A 20,482-nucleotide genomic window follows, 5' to 3' on the forward strand; every position below is an offset into this window, starting at 1 on the left:
CAACCGGAACGACAACTGCAGTGAAGCAGAGTCGATGACCACTGGCGTCAGTGGATCGCTTGGATGCTCGGCAGCGGGTGCTCCCATCCGCCGGTCAGGTCGATGAGGACCCGGCGCGCGAGCTGCCGGGCCTCGCTCCACCCGGTGTCGTTGGCCAGCGCATCCCGTGTCCATCGGGCGGCCTGCTCGCGACCGCTCATACCGGCAAGCAGTACGTCGATCTTCCGGAGCCCAGCAGCGGTGTTCTCGCTGATCTGGTGGTGCTCGACCAACCTGTTGGCCATGCGGAAGGCGTGATCGAAGTCCAGCGCGATCTCATCCACCCCAACCTCGTGCTCATCGAGCCAAGCCGTCTGGCTCGAAGCATCGGCCGCCAGCACCGACAGGGAGTCGATCAGAAGGCGCCGGAGAACCGTGAAATCAGGTACGTCCACCTGCTGATCGTCGCACCTACCCAACTCCTGAACGGAGGCAAGGCCGTAGCGCCTACAGGACAGGGGCGCCGCGGCTGTGCGGGCCCGGACGGAGTTGTGGCCGAGTATTCGTTTAAGTCCCAGCCGGCCGGTGGTCTCCAGGAAGGTGCCATGGCCGGTACGGAGATCGAGTGCGAGATCGAGGATGACGGGCCCTCCGCTTGGCGACGGCGAATCCCTCGGTGAGCGTCAAGGCGGTCCAGGATCCACTGGTCGGGGTGCGCTTCGGCCGGTGACTTCGGCAGGTGGAAGCGGGCGGGCCTGTACCTCGGCCCGCTTGCCGCAGTGCAGTTGGCTGTCGGGTTGGCAGGAATACGCGCGATGCACGCGGAGGAGCTTGGCTCGGCGGGGTTTCGCGCGGTGCGCTGCTCGCCACCATGGGCGCGGCCCGGGACGAACTGTTCGGGCCGCGTCCCTGAACCGCCCCCACTTACCGCCCCCTCACGCCTTGTGCCCCGTGGACTCGAACGGGCCGCTCTTGGGGGCCACGCACGCTTCGACGATCGTCCTCTTGCCGGCCGCGGAGCCCTCGACGCAGAGCCGTCCGCCCTTCTCGCGCAGGTCGAGGGTGAACCGCGTGGTCCCCCCGGACCGCTTGAGGCCGTGGATGCGCTCGTCGATATAGCCGAGGTCGTTCAGGATCGTTCTGACCTTCGCGGGGGTGGGGTCGGCGAGATCCCACAGTGCCCGGGTGACGCGCTCCTCGTGGTGGGCGGCCGCGCACCAGTCGCGGGCGTTCAGCTCCACCTCCGGCCCCGACGTGGGGGTGACGGGCTCGGCGGGACGGTCCGACGGCATCTCTCCCGGGGCGGGCGACGCCGGCTTCACCGGTTCGGCGGGCGGCGCCTTGGGCGGTGCGCTCCGGGGGCACGAGCGCGCGATCCTCTCCAGCATCGCCGGGAATGCGGCTTCGGACCGGCTCCCGGCCGTGTCCGCGCGCCCGGCCCTCTCCCCACCGTCGTGCTTCGTCGCGGTGTTCTCGGTGCCGCACGCGCCGAGTGCCAGCAGGGCGACGCCGGTCGCCGCACAGGCGAGCCACGGGCGGTGCGAGGAGCGTCGGGCGGACACGTTGGCCGAGGAAAGGTTTCGTCTCATGGGGGCAGTCTCTGATCAATAGGCCGCCGTCCGCGTGAGTACGCGTACTCACGCGGACGGCGGTACTCACTCAGGCGGGGGTTCGAACTACCCGGCCGGGAGCGGGTGTTGTGTGCGCGGGATCAGCAGGGGCCGAGGTCCTGCCAGACGCCGCGACATGACTGTGCAGCGGTGTTGCTAGTTCAGTCTGGCCGGGGAGAACAGCCTCACCGCGGAAGGTGAGGACCACCCGTCCCGCCCGCCCGATCCGCGACGTCGCGGCCGCCACCTTGGGGACGGATGCGGCCGAGTTGGACGACCGGCGGCCCCTGTGCGACTACGGTCTCGACTCCCTGATGGCCAGCAAGATCCGCCTGCGGCTGGCTCGCGATCACGGCGTAGAGGCGGACGCTCAGCCGGTGGCTGCCTTGCGGCTGCGGAAGGCAGCGACGCGGGTCCGGTTCTGGCAGGTCACCGAGCAGAACCGGCGCCGGCCGCCGGGGGACTGGTCGAGGTAGACGTCGGCGCAGTTCCCGGCGGTGCAGACGCCGATGCGGGTGAAGCCGTGAGCGGCGAGGTACTGACGTAGAGCGATCGCGGCTGTCGCGACCAGGGCGTGATCGGCGTCGTCGACGCTCCATGTGGCCCGCAGCGCGCCGCCGTCCCCGGTCCCCACGACGGGGTGGACGCCGCTGTCCGCCAGCAGACGCGTCAGGTGCCGTGCGCATGCCTTGGCGTCCTGGGCGGAGAAGACCGGGTGCAGGCGGTCCGCCGCGTGGGCGAGCGCCTCCGGGGTCAGCCTTGCGCTCACCCGCGCGGGCAGGCCGAGGTGTGCCGTGATGTCGGAGACGGGCCGGTGCGGAGCGTCCCCCGGGCCGTCTCCCTCGCGTGGCAGCGTGCCCCAGCCGTTGACGAGGTCCGTCAGCGCCTGGAGGGGGATTTCCGTGAAGGTGACCGCCATACGTTCCAGTGTAACGCGTTGTCGGCCTTTTACGCGTTGCCGCGGCCGTACCGGGTGTGTAACGTAATGGATGGCTGTTACGCGTTACTGAGCTGTCAGGCTTCACCTCGTCCTGGCGCGGGAGGATGTCATGCTGGACCTCACACTGCTGCCGGCCTATCTGGCGGCGGTCGCGATCATCACCGTCGCCCCAGGGCCCGACGCCGCGTACGTCATGGCCGTGGCACTGGAACGGGGCCCGCGGGCCGGTCTGGTCTCCGCCACGGGAATGGCGCTGGGCATGGTCGTGCACGTGACGGCCGCCGCGCTCGGTCTGGCCGTTCTGCTGCGCTCGACGCCCGCCGCGCTGATCGGGGTGGAACTGGTCGGCGGCCTCTACCTGGGATGGCTCGCGGTGTCCACGGTCCGCTCGGCCAGGAAGTCGCCGACGGAGGCTCCCGAAGCGCCGCCCGAGCGTCAGGTCCTGCGCCAGGCCGCCCTCACCAATCTGCTGAACCCGAAGACCGTGCTGTTCTTCGCCGCGTTCCTGCCGCGGTTCACCAGCCCCGGACACGGCCCGCTGTGGCTCCAACTGCTGGCGCTCGGCCTGATCTTCCTGGTGGTGGGCTTCATATGGGACAGCACGATCGGCCTGTGCGCCGGCCGGCTGGGCCAGGGGCTGGGGCGGGGCCACCGCACGGCCGTGACGGTGAACGCCGTCGCCGGAGTCACCTTTGCCACGCTGGCGGCATTCCTGCTGCAGGACGCGCTGACCGCGGCCATGGCTGCCCTCCGGAACAGCCCCTGAGGCTCGGCGAGTTCATGCCTCTGATCTTCTCGGGGGAGGGAAGACCTCCCCGCGGCCGGTCAGCGATTGCTGTGTCTGCGCTCGTCCTATGCGAGAGCGAACGCCTCCAGCTGGCCAGGTCGCTTGAACCGCGGAGGCTCGGTTTTCTCAAGCGACCTGGCTCCTATGGAACTTTCGTATGTGAGAGAGGCGGGCCACAGCCGTGGAGGCATCGGTGTGCCCGCCGTGCCGTCTGCGGGTCGCGGTCAGGCTTCTTGGATTCCGGGCTGGAGCTTCAGCTGTTGGTCAGGGTGCGCTCCAGGAGGGGGAGCAGGCGATCCCAGTGGTGCTTCAGCGCGGAGGCGTTGAAAGCGTCGGTGTCGGACATGGTGAAGCCGTGGGTGGTGCCGGGGTAGATCTCGGAGGTGTAGTCGACACCTGCCGCGTCCAAGGACTGGTTGAGGTCGCCCAGGGCCTCAGGCGTCATGTCGCCTTCGGCGTGGCCGAAGTGGACCTGGGCGGTGAGCTTGGAGAAGCCCTGGGCACCGTCGACACCCACGGGGGCGTGGAACGCGGCGACGGCAGCCACACGGTCGGGGTGGGCCGTGGCGGTGCGCATCGCGTAGAGGCCGCCTATGCAGTAGCCGGTCACCGCGACCGGTCCGGCGCTGACCTCGGGCTGAGTGGTGAGGAACCTGAGGTAGGCGTCGGCGTCGCTCAGGACACGTTCGGCGGTGTGCGCCTCGATGAGGGGCATCAACTGGGCGAAGACCGCGGGGCGGGCCTCTGCTCCGATGTGCTCGGGAAGCTCGATCAGCGGTGCCGGGCCGTGCCGGTAGAAGGAGTTGGGGACGAGCACGTAGTAACCGTGCCCGGCCAGGTCGCGGGCCATCTCCCGCAGCACGGGGCGGATGCCGAAGCCGTCCGCGTACATCAGCACCCCTGGATGCTGCTCACTGTCGTCGGGGAAGGCGGCGAAGGCGTCAGCCTGGCCGTCCGCGGTGGGAATCCGCAGCGTCTTGGTGGGCATGAAAGCTCCTGTCGTGGTCGGGTTGATGTGCAGAACCTGTCATCAACACGACGCGGCGGAGCCCGTGCAGCAACGCAAGAGCCTCTATTGAACAGCGGGCCCGAACCGGCCCGTACAGCGCTCAGAAGAGGACCGGGTCACCGATCCGTGTGTGGCGCATGGCCGTCCCGGTATACATAGCTGTACAGCGTAGCCCACCGTAGAGGGTGATGCCGTCTCCTTCCAGGTGGTTGAGGCGGGTAGCGACGGTGCCCTCGCGGCACGCGTACACGCCGTCGCCACCGAACCGGCCTTCCAGCGTCGCGGATAGTCATGAGCGACAGCGCAACGACGCACAAGGACGGGTCTGCCGCTCATGGCAGGATCTGGGCTCGTGAATGAGCGTGCGTTGTCGGCGGCCTGGCTGTCTTCGTGGGTGAGTGCGGTTTCAGCACGGCTGGATGGGATGACGCGGGAGTTCGAGGGTCGGCACGGGTTTCCGCCGGGTACCAACCAGGTCCGCCTGGCCAATGACGCCGATCAGGAAGGGATGCGTGCGCTTGCCCGCGATCCTCGCGCGGTCGAAGACCTGGTCACCTTCTACCGCAGCATCGGCGACGTTATCTGGGAGGACGTCGGTAACGGCTACTTCGTCCATGCCGCGCGTGATGTCCTTCAGCACCTCTCGGAGTACGGGGCCGTCTGCGTATACGAGGGCCAGGGGCCATGCGGGTTGGTGATCGGATCGGACGGGGGCGGCCGGTCATATGTGGTGGGACCCGAAGGCGCGGTCCACCGGACGCGGTCAGCGTCGCTGGAGGAGCCGGAGCTCGACACGGTGGCGGACGATCTGCGCCACTTCCTGGAACTGCTGGAGCAGTCCCTGGCCCGGTTCGTCGATACGGGTGATCCTGGATTCCTCTGAAGGCTGTCCCGTAACGGCTGGTCACGGCGTACTGGCGCACGAACTTGAGGCTGCGGCAGTGCGCTGCCAACAAGTCAAAGTGCTTGCCGAGTTCGTTACGGCGTGCAGCCCGGGGGCGTGGGACCCGGCAAGGTCCGCTGCGCAGGCCCTAGCGAAGGACCTGCTCGATGTGGTGGTTGAGGAGATGCTCGGCGGCTTCTGGGGTGCGGTAGCCCAGGGCGACGTCCACGCCGAGGCTGGTGGCGAGGGACCAGCAGATATCGGCGTCGGTCCGTTCCTCGCAGCGCGGCTTGCTGCCCCGCTCCTCCCGGGCTGCCGTGATGAGGCCGGCGGTGAAGGTGAGCAGCTCGTCGTCGCCCGGCGCCAGAACCTTGGCCATCGTCGGATCGGAGACTGCCCGGCCCGCGGCCGCCAGCGCGAAGCGCATCAGCCGGGTGCTCTCCTCAGCGGGGCTGATCAGCGCGTACAGGCAGGCGCGGAGGACAGCCTCTGGGCTGGTCGTGTCGGCGGCGGTGACCGCGTTCTCGATGGTGGCGTTCACGGCCTGTACGGCCCGGTCGAGGGCGTCGCGGATCAGGGCCTGCATCGAGGAGTAGTAGTGCTGGACCTGGCCCATGGAGACGCCCGCTTCCTCGGCCACCTTGCGTAGCGACACCTGCTCGATGCCACCGTGCACGGCCAATGACCAGACAGCCTCGACGAGGCGCGTCCTGCGCGCTTCGTGATCCACGACCTTCGGCACGGTACCGCCGCCTTCCTCGGGCACCTTCACCATGCGATCGCATTGTAAAACCGGGTGCCATCGGTTTACAGTGCAAGCGCATGGTAAACCGCGATCAGACCGAGGGGGACCCTTGAAATACGGCCTCTACCAGGCGCTCGGCATGGCACTGCTCGTCATCGGAGCTCAGGGCGCAATCCGCCAGCTCGTCGACCACGACAACGCCGGCCTGCTGGGCTGGCTGGCTGGAGGCTTCGCCGCGAGCATCACCGTGTACGTACTGGCCGTCGTGATCGGCGCGGTCATCGCAGGGCGGGCCCACGATGCTCGTAAGACGACTGCGACTGATAACTGACTCGGTGCGTTGACAGGTGCGGGGAGTGGCACGCCGGGCACGACCACCTGCTATCCCGCAGAGGATCGGTTCGATCAATGCCCAACAGTGGGCGGCACCGCAGTGCTCCCGACCTCGCTGTCGGCCCGTGGCGCGCGCTCGCTGGCCAGAACCCCGCCTCGGGCCCAGTGGTCGCGCTCGACGTCCCGGATGATCACGGTCACGGAGTCCGGACGGCAGCCGGTGACGGCCACCACCGACGCGGTGAGCCTACGGGAGAGGTCGCGGCGTTCCTCGGGGCCGAAACCACTCCACCAGTCGACGGTGACGACGGGCATCTGCGCACTCCTTCTCTGCGGTGTTTCGTCATGCGGTCGGTGTGCTCCGGACGGCTGTCGGGTGCGTGCGGAGACGTAGGGCGTAAGGGATAAGGCGTACGGCGTACGGGACTTCAGCGGCGGAAGGCAGCGACGCTCAGCAGCGCGCCCGCCGCGAAAACAGCCGCGACCGCCCGCACGGTACTCGCGAATCCCAGGTCGGCCAGCGAGTTCGCCAGCTGCGGTCCCAGGCTGGCGCCGATGAACATGGCGCAGGCATAGAGCGCGACGGCGGTGCCGCGCGCCCCGCCGCCCACCGCCCCGATGGCCTCCACCAAGGCCGGCGCGCCGATCGCGATTCCCGCGACCAGCAGCAGGAGTACGGCGCCCAGCGCGAAAGCCGAGCCGCCGAGCACGGAGGCCGCCAGAGCCGCGAGCGCGGCGAGGCAGAGGGCCGCGGGCAGGCGTACCCGGCCGGGAATCCGCCCCAGCACGCCGGTGAGCATCGGCACCGCCACCATGGCGGGCAGCGCGCTGGCCCGCAGCCACAGCAGCGCCCCGTCGTCCCCGGCCACACTGGACGGGCCGGCCAGGCTCACCGCGGTGTAGAGGGCGACGAAACCGCCGAGCAAGGTGGAGGTCGCGCCGTAGAGCAGCAGGAGCCGCGGGGTGGCCAGCAGCCGGGGCATCGCGGCGAACGCCGACCGCACCGTGGCCGCCCGATCACCCGTGTCAGCAGCGAGGATCCATCGTGCGGCCAGCGCGGCCGCCGCCATCAGCGGGGCGAAGACGAGGAACGCCGCCCGCCAGCCCGCCAGCGACTCCAGTGTCTGGGAGGCGACCTGCACCAGCACGGCGGCCGCGAGGAACCCGCTCGTCACGCAGGTCAGGGCGAGGGTGCGCCGCTCCGGGGCCACCCTGGTCGCGATGGCGGAGAAGGCGGCCGGGGCGAAGGAGGCGGCGACGAAACCCTGCACCGCGCGCAGCGAGCAGCCCACCGCCAGGTTCGGGGCGAGCGGGACCGCCAGGGTGGTGACCGTCGTCGCGAGCAGCCCGAGGACGATGACCTGGCGTGGTCCGTACCGGTCGGAGAGGGGCCCGGCGAGCAGGAAGCCGGTGGCGTACGCGAGACCGAATCCCGTCGCCATCCACGTCACGCTGCCCGGAGACGCGGAGAAGGACCGGGCCATCGGATCGAGCAGCGGCAGCACGATGTACATCTGCCCCACGACCAGGATGCCGGTGACTGTCAGCAGGGCCGTGGTACGCCCCGGTGGGCTCCACCGGGGCGGGGCCGCTAAGTCGGCGGTGGCGGGCGCCGGGCCCGCGGAAGATTCGGGCGACATGGCACGAACGTAGCGACCAACTAGTTGGTACTGCAAGGGTGTTCGGGCATCGATCCGGCGCCTGGGGCGCTGTAGCGTGCACGCATGAGTAGGGACAGAGCCGCCACCAGGGCGAAATTGATCGCGGCTGCCCGCGTGGAGTTCGCCCGGCGCGGCATCGACGGAGCCCGGGTGGACCGCATAGCCCGCGAGGCCCAGGTCAGCAAAGAACGCATCTACGGCCACTTCGGCAGCAAGGAGGGGCTCTTCGAGGCAGCCGTCGCCGAGGCGCTGGAGGAGCACACCGCCGCACTCGGCCTTCCTTCCGGCGACATCGGGGAGTACGTGGGGCGGCTCTTCGACATGCACAGCGAGAATCCGCAGCTGCTGCGACTGCTGTTGTGGGAGGCGCTCTACTACGGCGACGCGCAACTGCCCGACGAAGAGCAGCGGGCCGGGCATTACGCGCGCAAGACGGAGGCGCTGGCCGGTGTGCTCGGCGTGCCCGCCGGGCGTCAGGTGGCCCTCGTCCTGCTGGCCGCGATCGGGCTGGCCGCCTGGCCGCTCGCCGTACCGCAGTTGACGCGGACGGTGGTGCCCGACGCTGGTCAGGATGCGGCGGACGGGGACGAGATCCGCGACTTCCTGGTGCGGTTCGCGAGGCAGGCACTGCCCCCGGCCGGGCAGGGCGGTGCGCAGGGTTCCTGGGACTCGCAGTCCTAGGAACGCCGCACCCAGGAAGAACTCACTCTGGAAGGCCCTGTTGGCACAGGGCACGGTGGGACCAGCCGGCGGCCATTGGAGGCCGCTGGATGACGTACCTGACCGGACATCTGGAGGATTGCCCATGAGTTCCATCAAGCAGGCCGAGGCCGTCGCCCGCGTGGAGGCGGGAGTCGACAAGGCCGAGCAGATCGGTGTCGACATGAACATCGCGATCGTCGACGAGGCGGGGCACCTCGTGCAGTTCTCCCGTATGGACGACGCCTGGCTCGGCTCGATCGACATCGCGCTGAAGAAGGCCAAGACGGCCGTCTACTTCCGGATGGACACCGGCGGGCTGGGAGCGATCTCCCAGCCCGGCGGCCCCGTCTACGGCATCGAGCACAGCAATTCCGGTCTGGTCACCTTCGGCGGCGGCCTGCCGATCACCGACGACTCGGGGCAGGTCATCGGCGCTGTGGGCGTCTCGGGGGGCAATGTCGACCAGGACTGCTCCGTTGCCGAGGCGGTCGTCAAGGCCGTCGTACCCGCCGCCGACTGACGGTCCGAGGGGGTGCGGGGGCACCTGACGCGGGGGCAGGCACGGCAGAGGGAAGCACGAACGGGGGCACAGCGATGGGGTTGTTCGGACACGCGGGCAGGTGGGAGGGGATTGTCGCCTGCCCTCTGACGCCGTACGCCGATGCGGGGGACATCGACACCGAACGGTACGGACAGCAGGTGGAGTTCCTGCTCTCGTCCGGCGTTCCGGCGCTGTGCGCGCTGATGCACGTGGGGGAGTCACTCAATCTCTCGTACACGGAACGGGAGTTGGTGGCCTCGCTCACCGTGCGGGCCACAGGGCACCGAGTGCCGGTGATGGTGCACGTGAGTTGCCCGGGCACGGACCACACGGTCCGGCTGGCCCGGCACGCGCAGTCGGTGGGGGCCGACGCGGTGATCGTCACCAGTCCGTATCACTGGCACCCGGGGGAGGAGGGGTTGGCGCGGCACTTCGACGCCGTCGCCGAAGCCGTCGACATCCCCCTCCTCGCCTATGCGCCACCGCCCTCGGCCGGTACGCCGCTGACGCCGGGGTTCGTCGCCGGACTCGCCCGGCGCCACGGGCACTTCCTCGGTCTGAAGGACGCCGGCAACCACATGGGCGTCTTCGGCGAGTTCGTCCGCACCACCGAGGCGGTCCGGCCGGACTTCTCCGTGCTGGGCGGCATCGAGTACACGCTGCCGCAGCGGGCCCTGGGCGGGGCGGGTTCCTTCTCGATCTGCGCCCTCGTCGCGCCGCGCCTCGTGATGGGGCTGTGGGAGGCGGCGCTGGGCGCTGACCAGGAGCGGGCCCGGGTGCTCCAGGCGCGGATGACGCGGCTGCTGTCCCTGCTGGTGCCGCGCTATCCGGCAGGTGTGAAGGCCGCCGCCGAGATCATGGGACGGCCGATGGGCGGCGTACGGCTGCCCGTTCCGTCGCTCACCGTGGAGGAGAAGGGCCGTCTCGCCACAGCGCTCGACGAGGCAGGGGTGACCGCGACCGAACCGTTCGGTTGGGACCCGTACAGCAACCCCGCGCCGGGGAGCCGCGCCCTCGTCGGCACGGCGCGACCCGAAGCGGAGCCAGGGGGAGGGGATTCCCATGACGGACACGCCACCTGAGACGGCAACACCCGCGTGGGACAAGGAGAGCGTGGTGGCGCTCGCCGAGCGCTACCGGCGCTGGGGACAGTGGGGGCCGGGCGACGAACTGGGCGCGCTGAACTTCATCGACGCCAAGGCCGTCATCCGCGCCGCCTCCCTCGTCCGGCACGGGCGGGTCATCTCGCTCGCGATGCCGCTCGACGCGGCCGGCCCGCAGAAGGGCGCCTACGGGCGGAACAACCCGCTGCACTACATGGTGCAGGACGGCGGCGACATCGCCCTGGGGGCGCAGGAACACCTCGCCGGGCTGCGCTACACGGACGACGGGGTGTCGATGCCGCTGCAGTGCGCCACCCACTGGGACGCCTTCAGCCACATCTTCTACGAGGGCCGCATGTACAACGGTTACGGCCTTGCGGAGGTGACCAGCGCGGGCGCCGCCCGCTGCGGAGTCGAGGGCATGAGCGCGAGCCTCACCGGCCGCGGGGTGCTGCTGGACATCGCCCGGTTCCGCGGGGTGGCCGCGCTCGCGCCGGGGGAGTCGGTCTCCGATGTCGAACTGGCGTCTTGCGCACAGGCTCAGGGGGTCACGGTCGGCCGCGGCGACATCGTGCTGATCCGTACCGGGCACCTGGCCGCCGCCCGGCTCGACGGCTGGGGGGACTACGCGGGCGGCGACGCCCCTGGCCTCGCACTGTCCAGCGCGCACTTCCTGTGCGGGCGGGAGGTGGCTGCCGTGGCCGGCGACACCTGGGGACTGGAGGTGCGCCCCAACGAGACCCCGGACCTCTTCCAGCCGCTGCACCTGGTTCTGCTGGTCAACGCGGGGATACCGCTGGGTGAGATGTTCGACTTGGAACTTCTGGCCGAGGACTGCGCGGGCGACGGAGTGTACGAATTCTTCCTCAGTGCGTCCCCGCTACCCTTCACCGGGGCCGTCGGCGGACCGATGAATCCGATCACGGTGAAGTGATGTGCGTCACAGGCCATCTTTCCGCCCTCCCCTATTCCGCGAGACCAGGGCGGGATTCGGAGATTCGCACTCCGAATTCTTCGGAGGTTGGACCGTACGTGAAAAGGGAAATGCTACCGCTCCCGAGAGCGGTTTGTTAGGCTCGTGATTGCGCTGATGACAGTTACGGGGGATCGCTGAGGCGAAGTCATTTGCTGCGACGGGGGGTTGACGGGGGAACAGGGTCTCTGTGCGTGCCGTTCGACGGGACGCTTCTCTGGCCGAGCCATCACATCACATCATGACGCGGCATCGCGTCCCGGTACTGCGGGGCGCCCTCACCGGAGTTGCGGGACCGCAACACGGTTGCCGCCCGTATGTGCGATACGCATATGCGGCACGGGCTCGAATGCCATGCGTGCACCGCGGACTTTTTGTCCGCCGGATACCGCTTTCACGTAATGAATCTCATCGATGCGTGCGCACTGCTGTGTGCGTGCGTCGAGTGGGAGTCGGGAACAGCGGATCGAGAGTAAGAAGCATAGAAAAGAAGGTAAGGGAAATGTCAGTCTCGGATCGTGATTCCCGGTTACCTGAATCGGTTGCCGGGCTGAGTTATCACCGCACCGTGGACCGTACGCTGATCCACCGGCACCACCTCACCGAAGTCTTCCTGACGGACATCGAGCGGACCGGCGAGGACACCTTCACCGCGGCGGCGCTGCTGCCGGCCGTCCACTCGCACTACACCAGCCAGACGGCGCAGGCGTCGTTGCGGCACCTGGATCCGATGCTCCTGCTCGAGTGCTGCCGCCAGGCCGAGACGGCCGCCGCGCATCTGTACCACGGCGTCGACCGGGACACCAGCTTTGTTCTGCGCCACTGGTCCATGGAGCTGACGGGCAAGGTCCCGGGCAGTTTCTCCCAACCGGCTCCGCTCTCCACGGAGTTGGTGATGACCGCCGTCACGCACGACACCCGGCACCGCGCCGGGCGGCTCAGCGGGCTCGGCTACACCTTCACGCTCTGGGCGTCCGGTGTCCGGCTCGGCGAGGTCCGGATGGATGTCGGGTACGTCGCCGGGGCCGCCTACCGAGTCATGCGGCGCCGCGGACGCACCGGCCCGCCGCCGTCTTCGGACAGCCGACTGCCCGGGGCCCGCGGCGCGGCCGTCGACCCCACCCTGGTGGGACGGCTGCACACGAAGGACACACTGCTGCTCGACGCCGTGGCCGGTCCCGCCGCCTGCACCGCCACCCTGCGGGTCGCGGCGGACAACCCCAGCCTCTTCGACCACCCCCAGGACCACGTGCCCGGGATGGTGCTGGTGGAGGCGGCCCGCCAGCTTGCCGCGTTCGCGGTGGCGGAGTGGGACGGACCGAGCCCGGACAGGACCGTCATGGTGGGGATGCGCGCCGCCTTCTCCGCTTACGCGGAGCTCGATGCGCTGGTCACCATGACCGCAGCACGACAGCGCGAGCGTGGTGTCGAGGTGACGTTCGAGCAGAACGGCGCGGCCATCTCCCAGGTCGAGGTCCAGCTCGTCCCACTCCCCGGGGACGGGGAGTCCGACGAGCGCACCGACGTCGCCGGGGCGGTCGCCACCGCGCCGGCGCGAGGACGGTGACCGGGATGGGAGGGGCAGCTGTCCTCGCCGGGCTCGGGGCGTGGCTCCCGCCGGACGTGGTGACCAACGCCGACCTCGCCGCGGTGCTCGACACCGACGACGAGTGGATCCGCACCCGCACCGGCATCCGGCAACGGCACATCGTCGCACCCGGCGCGGCCACCAGCGATCTCGCCGTCCAGGCAGGCGTGCGGGCGATGAAGTCGGCGGGCCAGGAGCACGTGGACGCGGTGATCGTCGCCACGAGCACGCCCGACCGCCCCTGCCCCGCCACCGCACCCGAGGTGGCGAGCAGGCTGGGTCTGCGCAACGTCGCGGCCTTCGACGTCGGCGCGGTCTGCACCGGTTTCGTCTATGCGCTCGCCACCGCCGCCGGGCTCCTCGCGGCCGACATCGCCGGGTCCGTACTGGTGATCGGCGCCGACACCTTCTCCACCATCCTCGATCCCCGGGACCGCACCACACGAGCGGTCTTCGGGGACGGCGCGGGAGCGGTGCTGCTGAAGTCCGGAGCCTCCGGGGAGGCGGGCGCACTGCGGGGGCTGACGCTGGGCAGCGACGGCAGCCGCAGTGAGCTGATCGAGATTCCGGGCGGCGGTTCGCGGCAGCGTTCCACGGGGCGTCCCGTCACCGACGAGGACCTCTACTTCACGATGCAGGGGCGGATGGTCTTCTCGGAGGCGGTGCGGCGCATGGCGGCCTCCGTGCGGGAGAGCGCCGAGCGGATCGGCTGGCGGCTGGCGGACATCGACCGGTTCGTGCCGCACCAGGCCAACGCCCGCATCACGGCCGCCCTCGCCGAGCGGCTGGACGTTCCGGTCGACACCTTCGCCTCGAACATCGACCGGGTCGGCAACACCGTGGCCGCTTCGATTCCGCTGGCACTGGCCGACGACGCCGCGTCCGGCCGGCTCCGGGCAGGCGACCGGGTGCTGCTGACGGGCTTCGGAGGCGGCCTCACTTGGGGGTCGGTCGCGCTCACCTGGCCGGAACTGACGGTGGCCTGACCGCCGCCACGGGGCCCGGCACGGCAGGCACACCGCCTGCGCACGCACATCACACATGCAGTCATACAGGGGGAAACCATGAACGCCATAGAAGAGCGAATAGCGACGGTCCTGACGGAACAGTTCAAGATCGGGCGGGAGGCGATCGCCGCCGATGTGACCTTCGGCAGCCTCAAGTTCGACTCCCTGGTCCTGATCGAACTGGGGCTGATCCTGGACAAGGAGTTCGACATCGCCCTGGAGGACGGGGAACTCGCCGAGGCGATGACGATCCGGGACGCCGCCGACCTCGTGGCGGCCAAGGGGGCCGTGCTCTGATGGACGCCGACGGAGGTTCCTTCGGCACCGCCATCACCGGGATCGGCCTCGTCACACCCGCCGGGATCGGCGTCGAGGAGAATTGGGACCGGCTCGGCTCCGGCCTCTCCAGCGCCACCACGGACGTGGCCCTCCAGGGCCTGCCGGTCGACTTCGACTGCCGCGTACCGGAGTTCGACGCCGCAGCCCTGCTCGGCGGCTTCGAGGCCAGGCAGCTGGAGCGCTTCGTACAACTGGCGGTCGTCGCTGCCCGCCAGGCACTGGACGACGCGGGCTTGGACCCCGCCGGCTGGGACGGCGCCCGCGTCGGCGTCGTCCTCGGCAACTCGCTCGGCGGCGCCCGCGCGTTGGAGCAGCAGCACACCACTCTGCAGGAGAGCGGCCCCCACCGGGTGTCGCCCCTGACGATCCCGATGTACATGGTCAACATGGTCGCCGGGTACGTCGCGATCGACGTCGGGGCGAAGGGACCCAGTCTGGTCACGGCGACCGCCTGTGCCTCGGGCACCATGGCGGTGGGCATGGCGCGCGAACTGCTGCGGTCGGGGGCCTGCGACATCGTCCTCGCGGGCGGTACCGAGTCCGCGCTGACCCCGGCGGTGATGGCCGGGCTCACGAAGATGGGTGCCCTGTCCAGGAACACGACGGCTCCGGAGCACGCCTGCCGCCCCTTCGACGCCGACCGGGACGGCTTCGTCGCGGCCGAGGGTGCCGGTGTCCTCGTCCTCGAACGCATCGCGGACGCCCGGGCCCGCGGCGCCCAGGTGCACGCCGTGGTCCGGGGGTACGGGGCAGCCACGGACGCCCATCACGCGACGGCGCCCGAGCCCGGCGGCCGAGGCATCGAACAGGCGCTGCGGGCCGCCCTCGCGGACGCGAGGGTGGGCCCCTCGGACGTCGACCACGTCAACGCGCACGGCACGTCCACGCCGATGAACGACGTGACGGAGGGCCGCATGCTCCGCCGGGTGCTCGGTGCGCGGCCCGCCGTGACCTCGACCAAGGGCGTCACCGGGCACACCCTGGCCGCCGCCGGAGCCGTGGAGGCGGCGTTCACCGCGCTGACGATCGAGCACGGCAGCGTGCCGCCGACGGCCAATCTGCGCCGGCTCGATCCCGAGCTGGACATCGACGTGGTGAGCGGCGCACCGCGGAAGATGCCGGTCGACGTCGCGGTCAGCACCTCGCTCGGCTTCGGCGGGCACAACGCGGCCCTCGTCCTGACCGCGGCCTGACGCCACGCCAGCCCTATGGCACGCCACCAGCTCTATGACACGACACCAGCCCCATGACACACCACCGACAGGAGACCCAGCCATGGGAAGCAGCCTCCAGAAGATACGCCTCGTCGCCCTCGACAGCGACGGCGTACTGCTCAACGACACCTACAGCCCGGTGATCGAACGCTTCGTGACCCGGCACGGCGGCCAGTACACAGCCGCCGTAGAGCGCGGCGTGTGGGGATCACCGCAGCTGGCGGCCGGCCAGAACATGGCGCTGGCCTGCAAGTTGCCGTGGTCGGCGAAGGAGACCATCGCTGCCTTCTTCGAGGAGCGCGAGGAGTACCTCAAGGAGCACCCGGTACGGATGACCGAGGGCGCCGGGCAGCTCCTCGCCACGCTGCGCGACGCAGGGGTCCGGACCGTCTGCTACGGCGGGCGCAACCGCGAGTACACCTTCGACACCTATCTCGGCCACCTCGCCGAGTACTTCGACGCGGAGATCCCTTACGTCGACGTCAACGACTTCCGCCCCGGTACCAAGGAAATAGTCCGGGACATCTTCGGCTACGACTTCGACGAGGTGCTCTTCGTCGACGACATCAACCGTGTCGCCGAGGTCACCAAGGTGCTCGGCGCGGGCTTCCTCGGGGTGCCCGCGAGCATGCCGCACAACTTCCAGCGGGCCGAGATGGAGGCGACCGGCGTGCGCTACACGGTCGACGACATCCGGGAGATCGACCTGGAGCTGCTGCGGAAGATCGACCAGGAACTGGCCGCGGGCACCCTCTGGGCGGGCCGCGGCTGACGGGTCCGGACGGACACCGGAGCGACCGCGCGGAGCCCACGCCCGCGCGCACCACACCGGGACGGCGGTGGAGCCGGTCCCGGAAAACGGGGGAGAGATGAACCGATCAGTCTTTGTCACCGGAGGCAACAGAGGGATCGGCCTGGCTGTGGCGCGGTCCTTCGCGAAGGACGGCGACCGGGTGGCCGTCACCCACCGGACGGGCGAGCCGGAGGCCGGCCTGCTCGGCATACGGGCCGATGTGACGGTACCGGGTGACGTCGAACGCGCCCTGCGCGAGGCGGAGAAGGCCCATGGGCCGGTCGAGGTGGTGGTCGCCAACGCGGGGATCACCCGGGACACCCCCATGCTCCGGATGAGCGATGTGCAGTTCGACGAGGTGCTCCGCACCAACCTCATCGGCGCCCACGCGACCGCGCGCGCCGCGGCGCGCAGCATGATCCCGGCCCGCAAGGGACGGATCGTCCTCGTCTCCTCGGCCCTCGGCTTCCTCGGCGCACCCGGACAGACCAACTACGCGGCCTCCAAGGCCGGTCTGCTCGGACTGGCCCGCTCCCTGGTGTGGGAGCTGGGCCACCGCGACATCACCGTGAACCTCGTGGCACCCGGAATCATCGACACCGACATGACCCGGGGGCTCTCCGAAAAGCGCATGGACGACCTGATGCGCATGACCCCGCTCGGCCGGCCCGGCACCACCGAGGAAGTCGTCGCAGCCGTGCGTTTCCTCGCGGCCGATGAGGCCGGCTACGTCACCGGCGCGATCGTGCCGGTCAGCGGCGGCCTCGGCATGGGCCTGTGACCGGCCCCACCGCCTCACCCGGACACCAGCGACAGATCACCACACCCGCAGGGGGAACAGCCATGAACCACAGCAAGCCACCGTCCGCTGCCCTCACGGTCCGTCCCTCGGACCCGCACTACCGCGAACTCGTCTCCGGCATGAACCAGCGATGGGTCGCGAGCCCCGACTACGTCAGGCTCGTCACCACTCCCGAGGAGACCCGGGACGCCGTGCAGGAGGCCGTCCGCGCCAAGAAGCGCGTCACGGTCCGGAGCGGCGGGCATTGTTACGAGAACTTCGTTTCTAACGCGGACGTCAAGGTCATCATCGACCTGCAGAAGATGAACCGGGTCTACTGGGACCCCGCACACGACGCGTTCGCGGTCGAGGCGGGTGCCACGCTGCTCGACGTGTACGAAGAGCTGTACCTGCGCCACGGCGTGGCCCTCCCGGCCGGATTCTGCTACTCGGTCGGCGTCGGCGGGCACGTCGTCGGCGGCGGCTTCGGTCTGCTGAGCCGCCGCGACGGGTTGACGGTCGACCACCTCTACGCCGTCGAGGTCGTCACCGTCGACAAGCGCGGCCGAGCCCGGCTGGTCACCGCCACCCGCGAACGCCACGACCCGCGCCGGGAGTTGTGGTGGGCCCACACCGGGGGCGGTGGCGGCAACTTCGGGATCGTCACCCGCTACTGGTTCCGCTCCCCCCAGGCCAGGGGCAGCGACCCGGGTGACGCACTGCCCACGCCCCCGGCCGAGGTGCTGCTCAGCTCCGTCGCGGTGCCGTGGAGCGACCTCACCGAGGAGGACTTCGCCCGCCTCGTCGGCAACCACGGAGCCTGGTACGAGGCCAACAGCGCCCCCGACTCCCCGTACACCGCGCTCGCCGGCTACCTGATCCTCAACCACCGGCAGGCCGGCAGCGTCGTACTGATCACCCAGTCCGACGCGACCGTCCCGAACGCCGCCCGGATGCACGCCGACTACCTCGCCGCCCTCACCGACGGAGTGAAGGCGGCCCCGCGGCCGCTGCCCGAGCCGCGCCGGCTGTCCTGGCTCAGGGCGACACGCATGCTCGGCACCAGCGTCTCCATGCTGACCGACACCACGCTGCGCGGGGACCACAAGTCCGCCTGCCTGCGACGACGCTTCACCGACGACCAGGTGGCGACGCTCTACAAGCACCTCACCACCACCGGCTACACCAACCGCAACGCCCAGGCGGTACTGCACCCGTACGGCGGACGCGTCGCGGCCGTCGACAACGCGGCGACAGCCAGCTCCCACCGGGAGACGGTCTTCAAGCTGCTGATCCAGACCTTCTGGACGGACTCCGCCCAGGACGCGCGCAACCTCGCCTGGACCCGGGGGATCTACGGGGAGCTGTTCGCCTCCACCGGTGGCGTGCCCGTCCCCGACGACCGCACCGACGGGTGCTATGTGAACTACCCGGACACGGATATCGGCGACCCCGAGTTCAACACCTCCGGGGTGCCGTGGAGCGCGCTCTACTACAAGGACAACTACGCACGTCTGCGGCGGGTCAAGGCGGCCTGGGACCCGCTCGATGTCTTCCACCACGCGCAGTCCGTGGAACTGCCCGGCTGACGGCGGGGCGCGGCGGCGGCAGACGAGCAGAAGGCGAGGACGGGGGACATGGAAGCAGCAACGGCGTTGCGCACGCGCGCGAACGAACTGCGCATGCTCAAGGAACGGGTCGCCGAAGGCGATCCGGACGCGACGGCCAGGCAGCACGCCAAGGGAAAGCTGACCGCCAGGGAGCGGCTCGGACTCCTCTTCGACGAGGGCACCTTCACGGAGACCGAGCCCCTGCGGCGGCACCGGGAGACCGGATTCGGGCTGGAGGACAAGCGGCCGCACACCGACGGCGTCGTCACCGGCTGGGGCCTCGTCGAGGGTCGCCAGGTCTTCGCCTACGCCCACGACTTCCGGATCTTCGGAGGAGCCCTGGGGGAGGCTCACGCCGTGAAGATCCACAAGCTGATGGACCTGGCCGAGCGGGCGGGCGCACCTCTGGTGGGGCTCTGCGACGGCGCCGGTGCCCGTATCCAGGAAGGCGTGACAGCGCTCGCCGGGTACGGCGGCATCTTCACCCGCAACGTCCGCAACTCCGGGGTGATTCCGCAGATCAGCGTGGTACTGGGGCCGTGTGCCGGGGGCGCGGCCTACAGCCCGGCGCTCACCGACTTCGTCTTCATGGTGCGCGGCACCTCGCAGATGTTCATCACCGGGCCCGATGTGGTGCGCGCGGTCACCGGCGAGGACATCAGCCAGGAGGCGCTGGGCGGTGCGGAGACCCACTCCCGTCTGTCGGGTGTGGCCGCCTTCGCCTACGAGGACGAAGAGAGCTGCCTGGAGGACGTCCGTCACCTGCTCTCCCATCTCCCGTCGAACAACCGCGAATCGCCGCCCGAGGTGCCCACCGCGGATCCGCCCGGACGGCGTGCCGAGCGCCTGCTCGACCTCGTGCCGACCGACCCGCAGCAGACGTACGACATGCGGGCGGTCATCGAGGAGATCGTGGACGACGGGGAGTTCTTCGAGATCCACGAGTACTGGGCGACCAATATCGTCTGCGCCCTGGCCCGGCTCGACGGGCAGGTCGTCGGACTCGTCGCCAACCAGCCCGCCTCGCTCGCCGGGGTGCTGGACATCGACGCCTCGGGCAAGGCCGCCCGCTTCGTGCAGACCTGTGACGCCTTCAACATCCCCCTGGTCACCCTCGTCGACGTGCCGGGCTTCCTGCCCGGCGTCGAACAGGAGCACGGCGGCATCATCCGGCACGGCGCCAAGTTGCTGTACGCGTACTGCAACGCCACCGTCCCCCGGGTCCAACTGATCCTGCGCAAGGCGTACGGCGGCGCCTACATCGTGATGGACTCGCACGCCATCGGCACCGATCTCTCGCTCGCCTGGCCGGCCAATGAGATCGCGGTGATGGGAGCCGAGGCCGCGGCCGGGGTCATCTTCCGCCGTGAGATCGCCGCCGCCGAGGACCCGGTGGCGGCGCGCGACCAACTGGTCAAGGAATACAAGGCCACCCTGATGCACCCCTACTACGCGGCGGAACGTGGCCTCGTCGACGACGTGATCGACCCGGCCGAGACCAGGGCCCGGCTGATCGGCGGCCTGGCGATGCTCCGCCGCAAACACGTCCGACTGCCCAGCCGCAAGCACGGGAACCAGCCGCAGTGAGCGCCGGAGAAGCGGGAGCGGAGCCCGCGGGCCACGCGGCCCGGATCACCATTGCCGGCGGCGAGCCGGACGCGGAGGAGACGGCCGCCGTGGTCGCGGCGATCGTCGTCGCGTGCACCCGAGCGCAGGCCACGCCCGGGGCCGACGGAGGCCCGGCCCGTCCCGCGGCCTGGTGCCGCCCGCGCCCGGCACCCGCCTCGGCCGCGGCCTGGGCGAGCCGGGATCCCCGGGCCTGGCGGACGGACCTGCCCTGAGGCCCCAACACTCGTGGCTGGTTTCACCCGCCTCTGCGGTAAA

General features: G+C 70.2%; 24 protein-coding genes. 17 read left to right on the forward strand and 7 right to left on the reverse strand.

The window, feature by feature from the left end; translation table 11 throughout:
• Window positions 1-47: 47 nt before the first annotated feature.
• A complete protein-coding gene (locus ACZ56E_RS05185) occupies window positions 48-434 on the reverse strand; it encodes a hypothetical protein (RefSeq protein WP_471211164.1) in 387 nt (128 codons plus the stop codon).
• Window positions 435-914: 480 nt separating this feature from the next.
• A complete protein-coding gene (locus tag ACZ56E_RS05190) occupies window positions 915-1,568 on the reverse strand; it encodes a hypothetical protein (RefSeq protein WP_471211166.1) in 654 nt (217 codons plus the stop codon).
• Window positions 1,569-1,786: 218 nt separating this feature from the next.
• On the opposite strand from ACZ56E_RS05190, the gene ACZ56E_RS05195 reads away from it, so the two are divergent.
• Complete coding sequence (locus tag ACZ56E_RS05195) at window positions 1,787-2,065, forward strand: acyl carrier protein (protein WP_471211169.1); 279 nt, start codon at window positions 1,787-1,789, stop codon at window positions 2,063-2,065.
• Here ACZ56E_RS05195 and ACZ56E_RS05200 read toward each other — a convergent pair.
• Entirely contained in the window at window positions 1,960-2,508 is a 549-nt protein-coding gene (locus tag ACZ56E_RS05200; RefSeq protein ID WP_471211171.1) for a CGNR zinc finger domain-containing protein, read from the reverse strand. The genes ACZ56E_RS05195 and ACZ56E_RS05200 overlap by 106 nt on opposite strands.
• 130 nt (window positions 2,509-2,638) lie before the next feature.
• Between ACZ56E_RS05200 and ACZ56E_RS05205 the strand changes: the two genes are divergently transcribed.
• Window positions 2,639-3,295: a LysE family translocator gene (locus ACZ56E_RS05205; protein WP_471211174.1), complete on the forward strand. Its 657-nt coding sequence runs from the start codon at window positions 2,639-2,641 to the stop codon at window positions 3,293-3,295.
• 274 nt (window positions 3,296-3,569) lie between these two features.
• On the opposite strand, the gene ACZ56E_RS05210 is transcribed toward ACZ56E_RS05205, so the two are convergent.
• Complete coding sequence (locus ACZ56E_RS05210; protein WP_471211175.1) at window positions 3,570-4,304, reverse strand: dienelactone hydrolase family protein; 735 nt, start codon at window positions 4,302-4,304, stop codon at window positions 3,570-3,572.
• A 373-nt stretch (window positions 4,305-4,677) separates the two neighbouring features.
• On the opposite strand from ACZ56E_RS05210, the gene ACZ56E_RS05215 reads away from it, so the two are divergent.
• Window positions 4,678-5,208, forward strand: a complete 531-nt coding sequence (locus ACZ56E_RS05215) for an SMI1/KNR4 family protein (RefSeq protein WP_471211178.1) — start codon at window positions 4,678-4,680, stop codon at window positions 5,206-5,208.
• Between the two features lie 148 nt (window positions 5,209-5,356).
• On the opposite strand, the gene ACZ56E_RS05220 is transcribed toward ACZ56E_RS05215, so the two are convergent.
• Window positions 5,357-5,983 (reverse strand): TetR/AcrR family transcriptional regulator, encoded by a 627-nt coding sequence (locus tag ACZ56E_RS05220; protein ID WP_471211180.1) that lies wholly within the window; start codon window positions 5,981-5,983, stop codon window positions 5,357-5,359.
• A 79-nt stretch (window positions 5,984-6,062) separates the two neighbouring features.
• Between ACZ56E_RS05220 and ACZ56E_RS05225 the strand changes: the two genes are divergently transcribed.
• Window positions 6,063-6,284 (forward strand): hypothetical protein, encoded by a 222-nt coding sequence (locus tag ACZ56E_RS05225; protein WP_471211184.1) that lies wholly within the window; start codon window positions 6,063-6,065, stop codon window positions 6,282-6,284.
• Between the two features lie 74 nt (window positions 6,285-6,358).
• Here ACZ56E_RS05225 and ACZ56E_RS05230 read toward each other — a convergent pair whose 3' ends face one another.
• Entirely contained in the window at window positions 6,359-6,601 is a 243-nt protein-coding gene (locus tag ACZ56E_RS05230) for a tautomerase family protein (protein WP_471211186.1), read from the reverse strand.
• Between the two features lie 113 nt (window positions 6,602-6,714).
• Window positions 6,715-7,926 carry an MFS transporter gene (locus tag ACZ56E_RS05235; RefSeq protein ID WP_471211188.1) on the reverse strand — a complete coding sequence of 404 codons (1,212 nt, stop codon included), beginning with the start codon at window positions 7,924-7,926 and terminating at the stop codon, window positions 6,715-6,717.
• An 84-nt stretch (window positions 7,927-8,010) separates the two neighbouring features.
• On the opposite strand from ACZ56E_RS05235, the gene ACZ56E_RS05240 reads away from it, so the two are divergent.
• From ACZ56E_RS05240 to ACZ56E_RS05300, 13 genes are all read left to right on the forward strand, one after another.
• Entirely contained in the window at window positions 8,011-8,628 is a 618-nt protein-coding gene (locus ACZ56E_RS05240; protein ID WP_471211189.1) for a TetR/AcrR family transcriptional regulator, read from the forward strand.
• A 124-nt stretch (window positions 8,629-8,752) separates the two neighbouring features.
• The gene (locus ACZ56E_RS05245; RefSeq protein ID WP_471211192.1) at window positions 8,753-9,169 is read left to right on the forward strand and encodes a GlcG/HbpS family heme-binding protein; all 417 of its coding nucleotides are present in this window, start codon (window positions 8,753-8,755) and stop codon (window positions 9,167-9,169) included.
• A 74-nt stretch (window positions 9,170-9,243) separates the two neighbouring features.
• Window positions 9,244-10,272: a dihydrodipicolinate synthase family protein gene (locus ACZ56E_RS05250; protein ID WP_471211194.1), complete on the forward strand. Its 1,029-nt coding sequence runs from the start codon at window positions 9,244-9,246 to the stop codon at window positions 10,270-10,272.
• On the forward strand, window positions 10,253-11,227 hold the full coding sequence (locus tag ACZ56E_RS05255; RefSeq protein WP_471211197.1) for a cyclase family protein: 975 nt from the start codon (window positions 10,253-10,255) through the stop codon (window positions 11,225-11,227). Before ACZ56E_RS05250 ends, ACZ56E_RS05255 begins: the two co-directional genes overlap by 20 nt.
• 607 nt (window positions 11,228-11,834) lie before the next feature.
• Complete coding sequence (locus tag ACZ56E_RS05260) at window positions 11,835-12,833, forward strand: AfsA-related hotdog domain-containing protein (protein ID WP_471211199.1); 999 nt, start codon at window positions 11,835-11,837, stop codon at window positions 12,831-12,833.
• 5 nt (window positions 12,834-12,838) lie between these two features.
• Complete coding sequence (locus ACZ56E_RS05265) at window positions 12,839-13,840, forward strand: beta-ketoacyl-ACP synthase III (protein ID WP_471211201.1); 1,002 nt, start codon at window positions 12,839-12,841, stop codon at window positions 13,838-13,840.
• 78 nt (window positions 13,841-13,918) lie between these two features.
• On the forward strand, window positions 13,919-14,158 hold the full coding sequence (locus tag ACZ56E_RS05270) for an acyl carrier protein (RefSeq protein WP_399534462.1): 240 nt from the start codon (window positions 13,919-13,921) through the stop codon (window positions 14,156-14,158).
• Window positions 14,158-15,393: a beta-ketoacyl-[acyl-carrier-protein] synthase family protein gene (locus tag ACZ56E_RS05275; protein WP_471211203.1), complete on the forward strand. Its 1,236-nt coding sequence runs from the start codon at window positions 14,158-14,160 to the stop codon at window positions 15,391-15,393. Before ACZ56E_RS05270 ends, ACZ56E_RS05275 begins: the two co-directional genes overlap by 1 nt.
• A gap of 82 nt (window positions 15,394-15,475) precedes the next feature.
• Window positions 15,476-16,186 carry an HAD family hydrolase gene (locus ACZ56E_RS05280; protein ID WP_468611198.1) on the forward strand — a complete coding sequence of 237 codons (711 nt, stop codon included), beginning with the start codon at window positions 15,476-15,478 and terminating at the stop codon, window positions 16,184-16,186.
• Window positions 16,187-16,283: 97 nt separating this feature from the next.
• Window positions 16,284-16,988 carry an SDR family oxidoreductase gene (locus ACZ56E_RS05285; RefSeq protein WP_471211205.1) on the forward strand — a complete coding sequence of 235 codons (705 nt, stop codon included), beginning with the start codon at window positions 16,284-16,286 and terminating at the stop codon, window positions 16,986-16,988.
• Between the two features lie 62 nt (window positions 16,989-17,050).
• Window positions 17,051-18,577 (forward strand): FAD-binding oxidoreductase, encoded by a 1,527-nt coding sequence (locus ACZ56E_RS05290; RefSeq protein WP_471211207.1) that lies wholly within the window; start codon window positions 17,051-17,053, stop codon window positions 18,575-18,577.
• Between the two features lie 48 nt (window positions 18,578-18,625).
• On the forward strand, window positions 18,626-20,185 hold the full coding sequence (locus ACZ56E_RS05295; protein WP_471211210.1) for an acyl-CoA carboxylase subunit beta: 1,560 nt from the start codon (window positions 18,626-18,628) through the stop codon (window positions 20,183-20,185).
• Window positions 20,182-20,439, forward strand: coding sequence for a hypothetical protein (locus ACZ56E_RS05300; protein ID WP_471211212.1), 258 nt, complete (start codon window positions 20,182-20,184; stop codon window positions 20,437-20,439). The genes ACZ56E_RS05295 and ACZ56E_RS05300 overlap by 4 nt, the downstream gene beginning before the upstream one ends.
• Window positions 20,440-20,482: the final 43 nt, after the last annotated feature.

Source organism: Streptomyces sp. NPDC039480 (assembly GCF_055597165.1).

Excerpts from the sequence above, each read along its gene's own strand:
- ACZ56E_RS05190 (WP_471211166.1), bottom strand. The coding sequence starts at position 1,568 with ATGAGACGAAACCTTTCCTCGGCCAACGTGTCCGCCCGACGCTCCTCG.
- ACZ56E_RS05200 (WP_471211171.1), bottom strand. The coding sequence starts at position 2,508 with ATGGCGGTCACCTTCACGGAAATCCCCCTCCAGGCGCTGACGGACCTC.
- ACZ56E_RS05205 (WP_471211174.1), top strand. The coding sequence starts at position 2,639 with ATGCTGGACCTCACACTGCTGCCGGCCTATCTGGCGGCGGTCGCGATC.
- ACZ56E_RS05210 (WP_471211175.1), bottom strand. The coding sequence starts at position 4,304 with ATGCCCACCAAGACGCTGCGGATTCCCACCGCGGACGGCCAGGCTGAC.
- ACZ56E_RS05220 (WP_471211180.1), bottom strand. The coding sequence starts at position 5,983 with ATGGTGAAGGTGCCCGAGGAAGGCGGCGGTACCGTGCCGAAGGTCGTG.
- ACZ56E_RS05230 (WP_471211186.1), bottom strand. The coding sequence starts at position 6,601 with ATGCCCGTCGTCACCGTCGACTGGTGGAGTGGTTTCGGCCCCGAGGAA.
- ACZ56E_RS05235 (WP_471211188.1), bottom strand. The coding sequence starts at position 7,926 with ATGTCGCCCGAATCTTCCGCGGGCCCGGCGCCCGCCACCGCCGACTTA.
- ACZ56E_RS05240 (WP_471211189.1), top strand. The coding sequence starts at position 8,011 with ATGAGTAGGGACAGAGCCGCCACCAGGGCGAAATTGATCGCGGCTGCC.
- ACZ56E_RS05245 (WP_471211192.1), top strand. The coding sequence starts at position 8,753 with ATGAGTTCCATCAAGCAGGCCGAGGCCGTCGCCCGCGTGGAGGCGGGA.
- ACZ56E_RS05250 (WP_471211194.1), top strand. The coding sequence starts at position 9,244 with ATGGGGTTGTTCGGACACGCGGGCAGGTGGGAGGGGATTGTCGCCTGC.
- ACZ56E_RS05255 (WP_471211197.1), top strand. The coding sequence starts at position 10,253 with ATGACGGACACGCCACCTGAGACGGCAACACCCGCGTGGGACAAGGAG.
- ACZ56E_RS05265 (WP_471211201.1), top strand. The coding sequence starts at position 12,839 with ATGGGAGGGGCAGCTGTCCTCGCCGGGCTCGGGGCGTGGCTCCCGCCG.
- ACZ56E_RS05270 (WP_399534462.1), top strand. The coding sequence starts at position 13,919 with ATGAACGCCATAGAAGAGCGAATAGCGACGGTCCTGACGGAACAGTTC.
- ACZ56E_RS05275 (WP_471211203.1), top strand. The coding sequence starts at position 14,158 with ATGGACGCCGACGGAGGTTCCTTCGGCACCGCCATCACCGGGATCGGC.
- ACZ56E_RS05280 (WP_468611198.1), top strand. The coding sequence starts at position 15,476 with ATGGGAAGCAGCCTCCAGAAGATACGCCTCGTCGCCCTCGACAGCGAC.
- ACZ56E_RS05285 (WP_471211205.1), top strand. The coding sequence starts at position 16,284 with ATGAACCGATCAGTCTTTGTCACCGGAGGCAACAGAGGGATCGGCCTG.
- ACZ56E_RS05290 (WP_471211207.1), top strand. The coding sequence starts at position 17,051 with ATGAACCACAGCAAGCCACCGTCCGCTGCCCTCACGGTCCGTCCCTCG.
- ACZ56E_RS05295 (WP_471211210.1), top strand. The coding sequence starts at position 18,626 with ATGGAAGCAGCAACGGCGTTGCGCACGCGCGCGAACGAACTGCGCATG.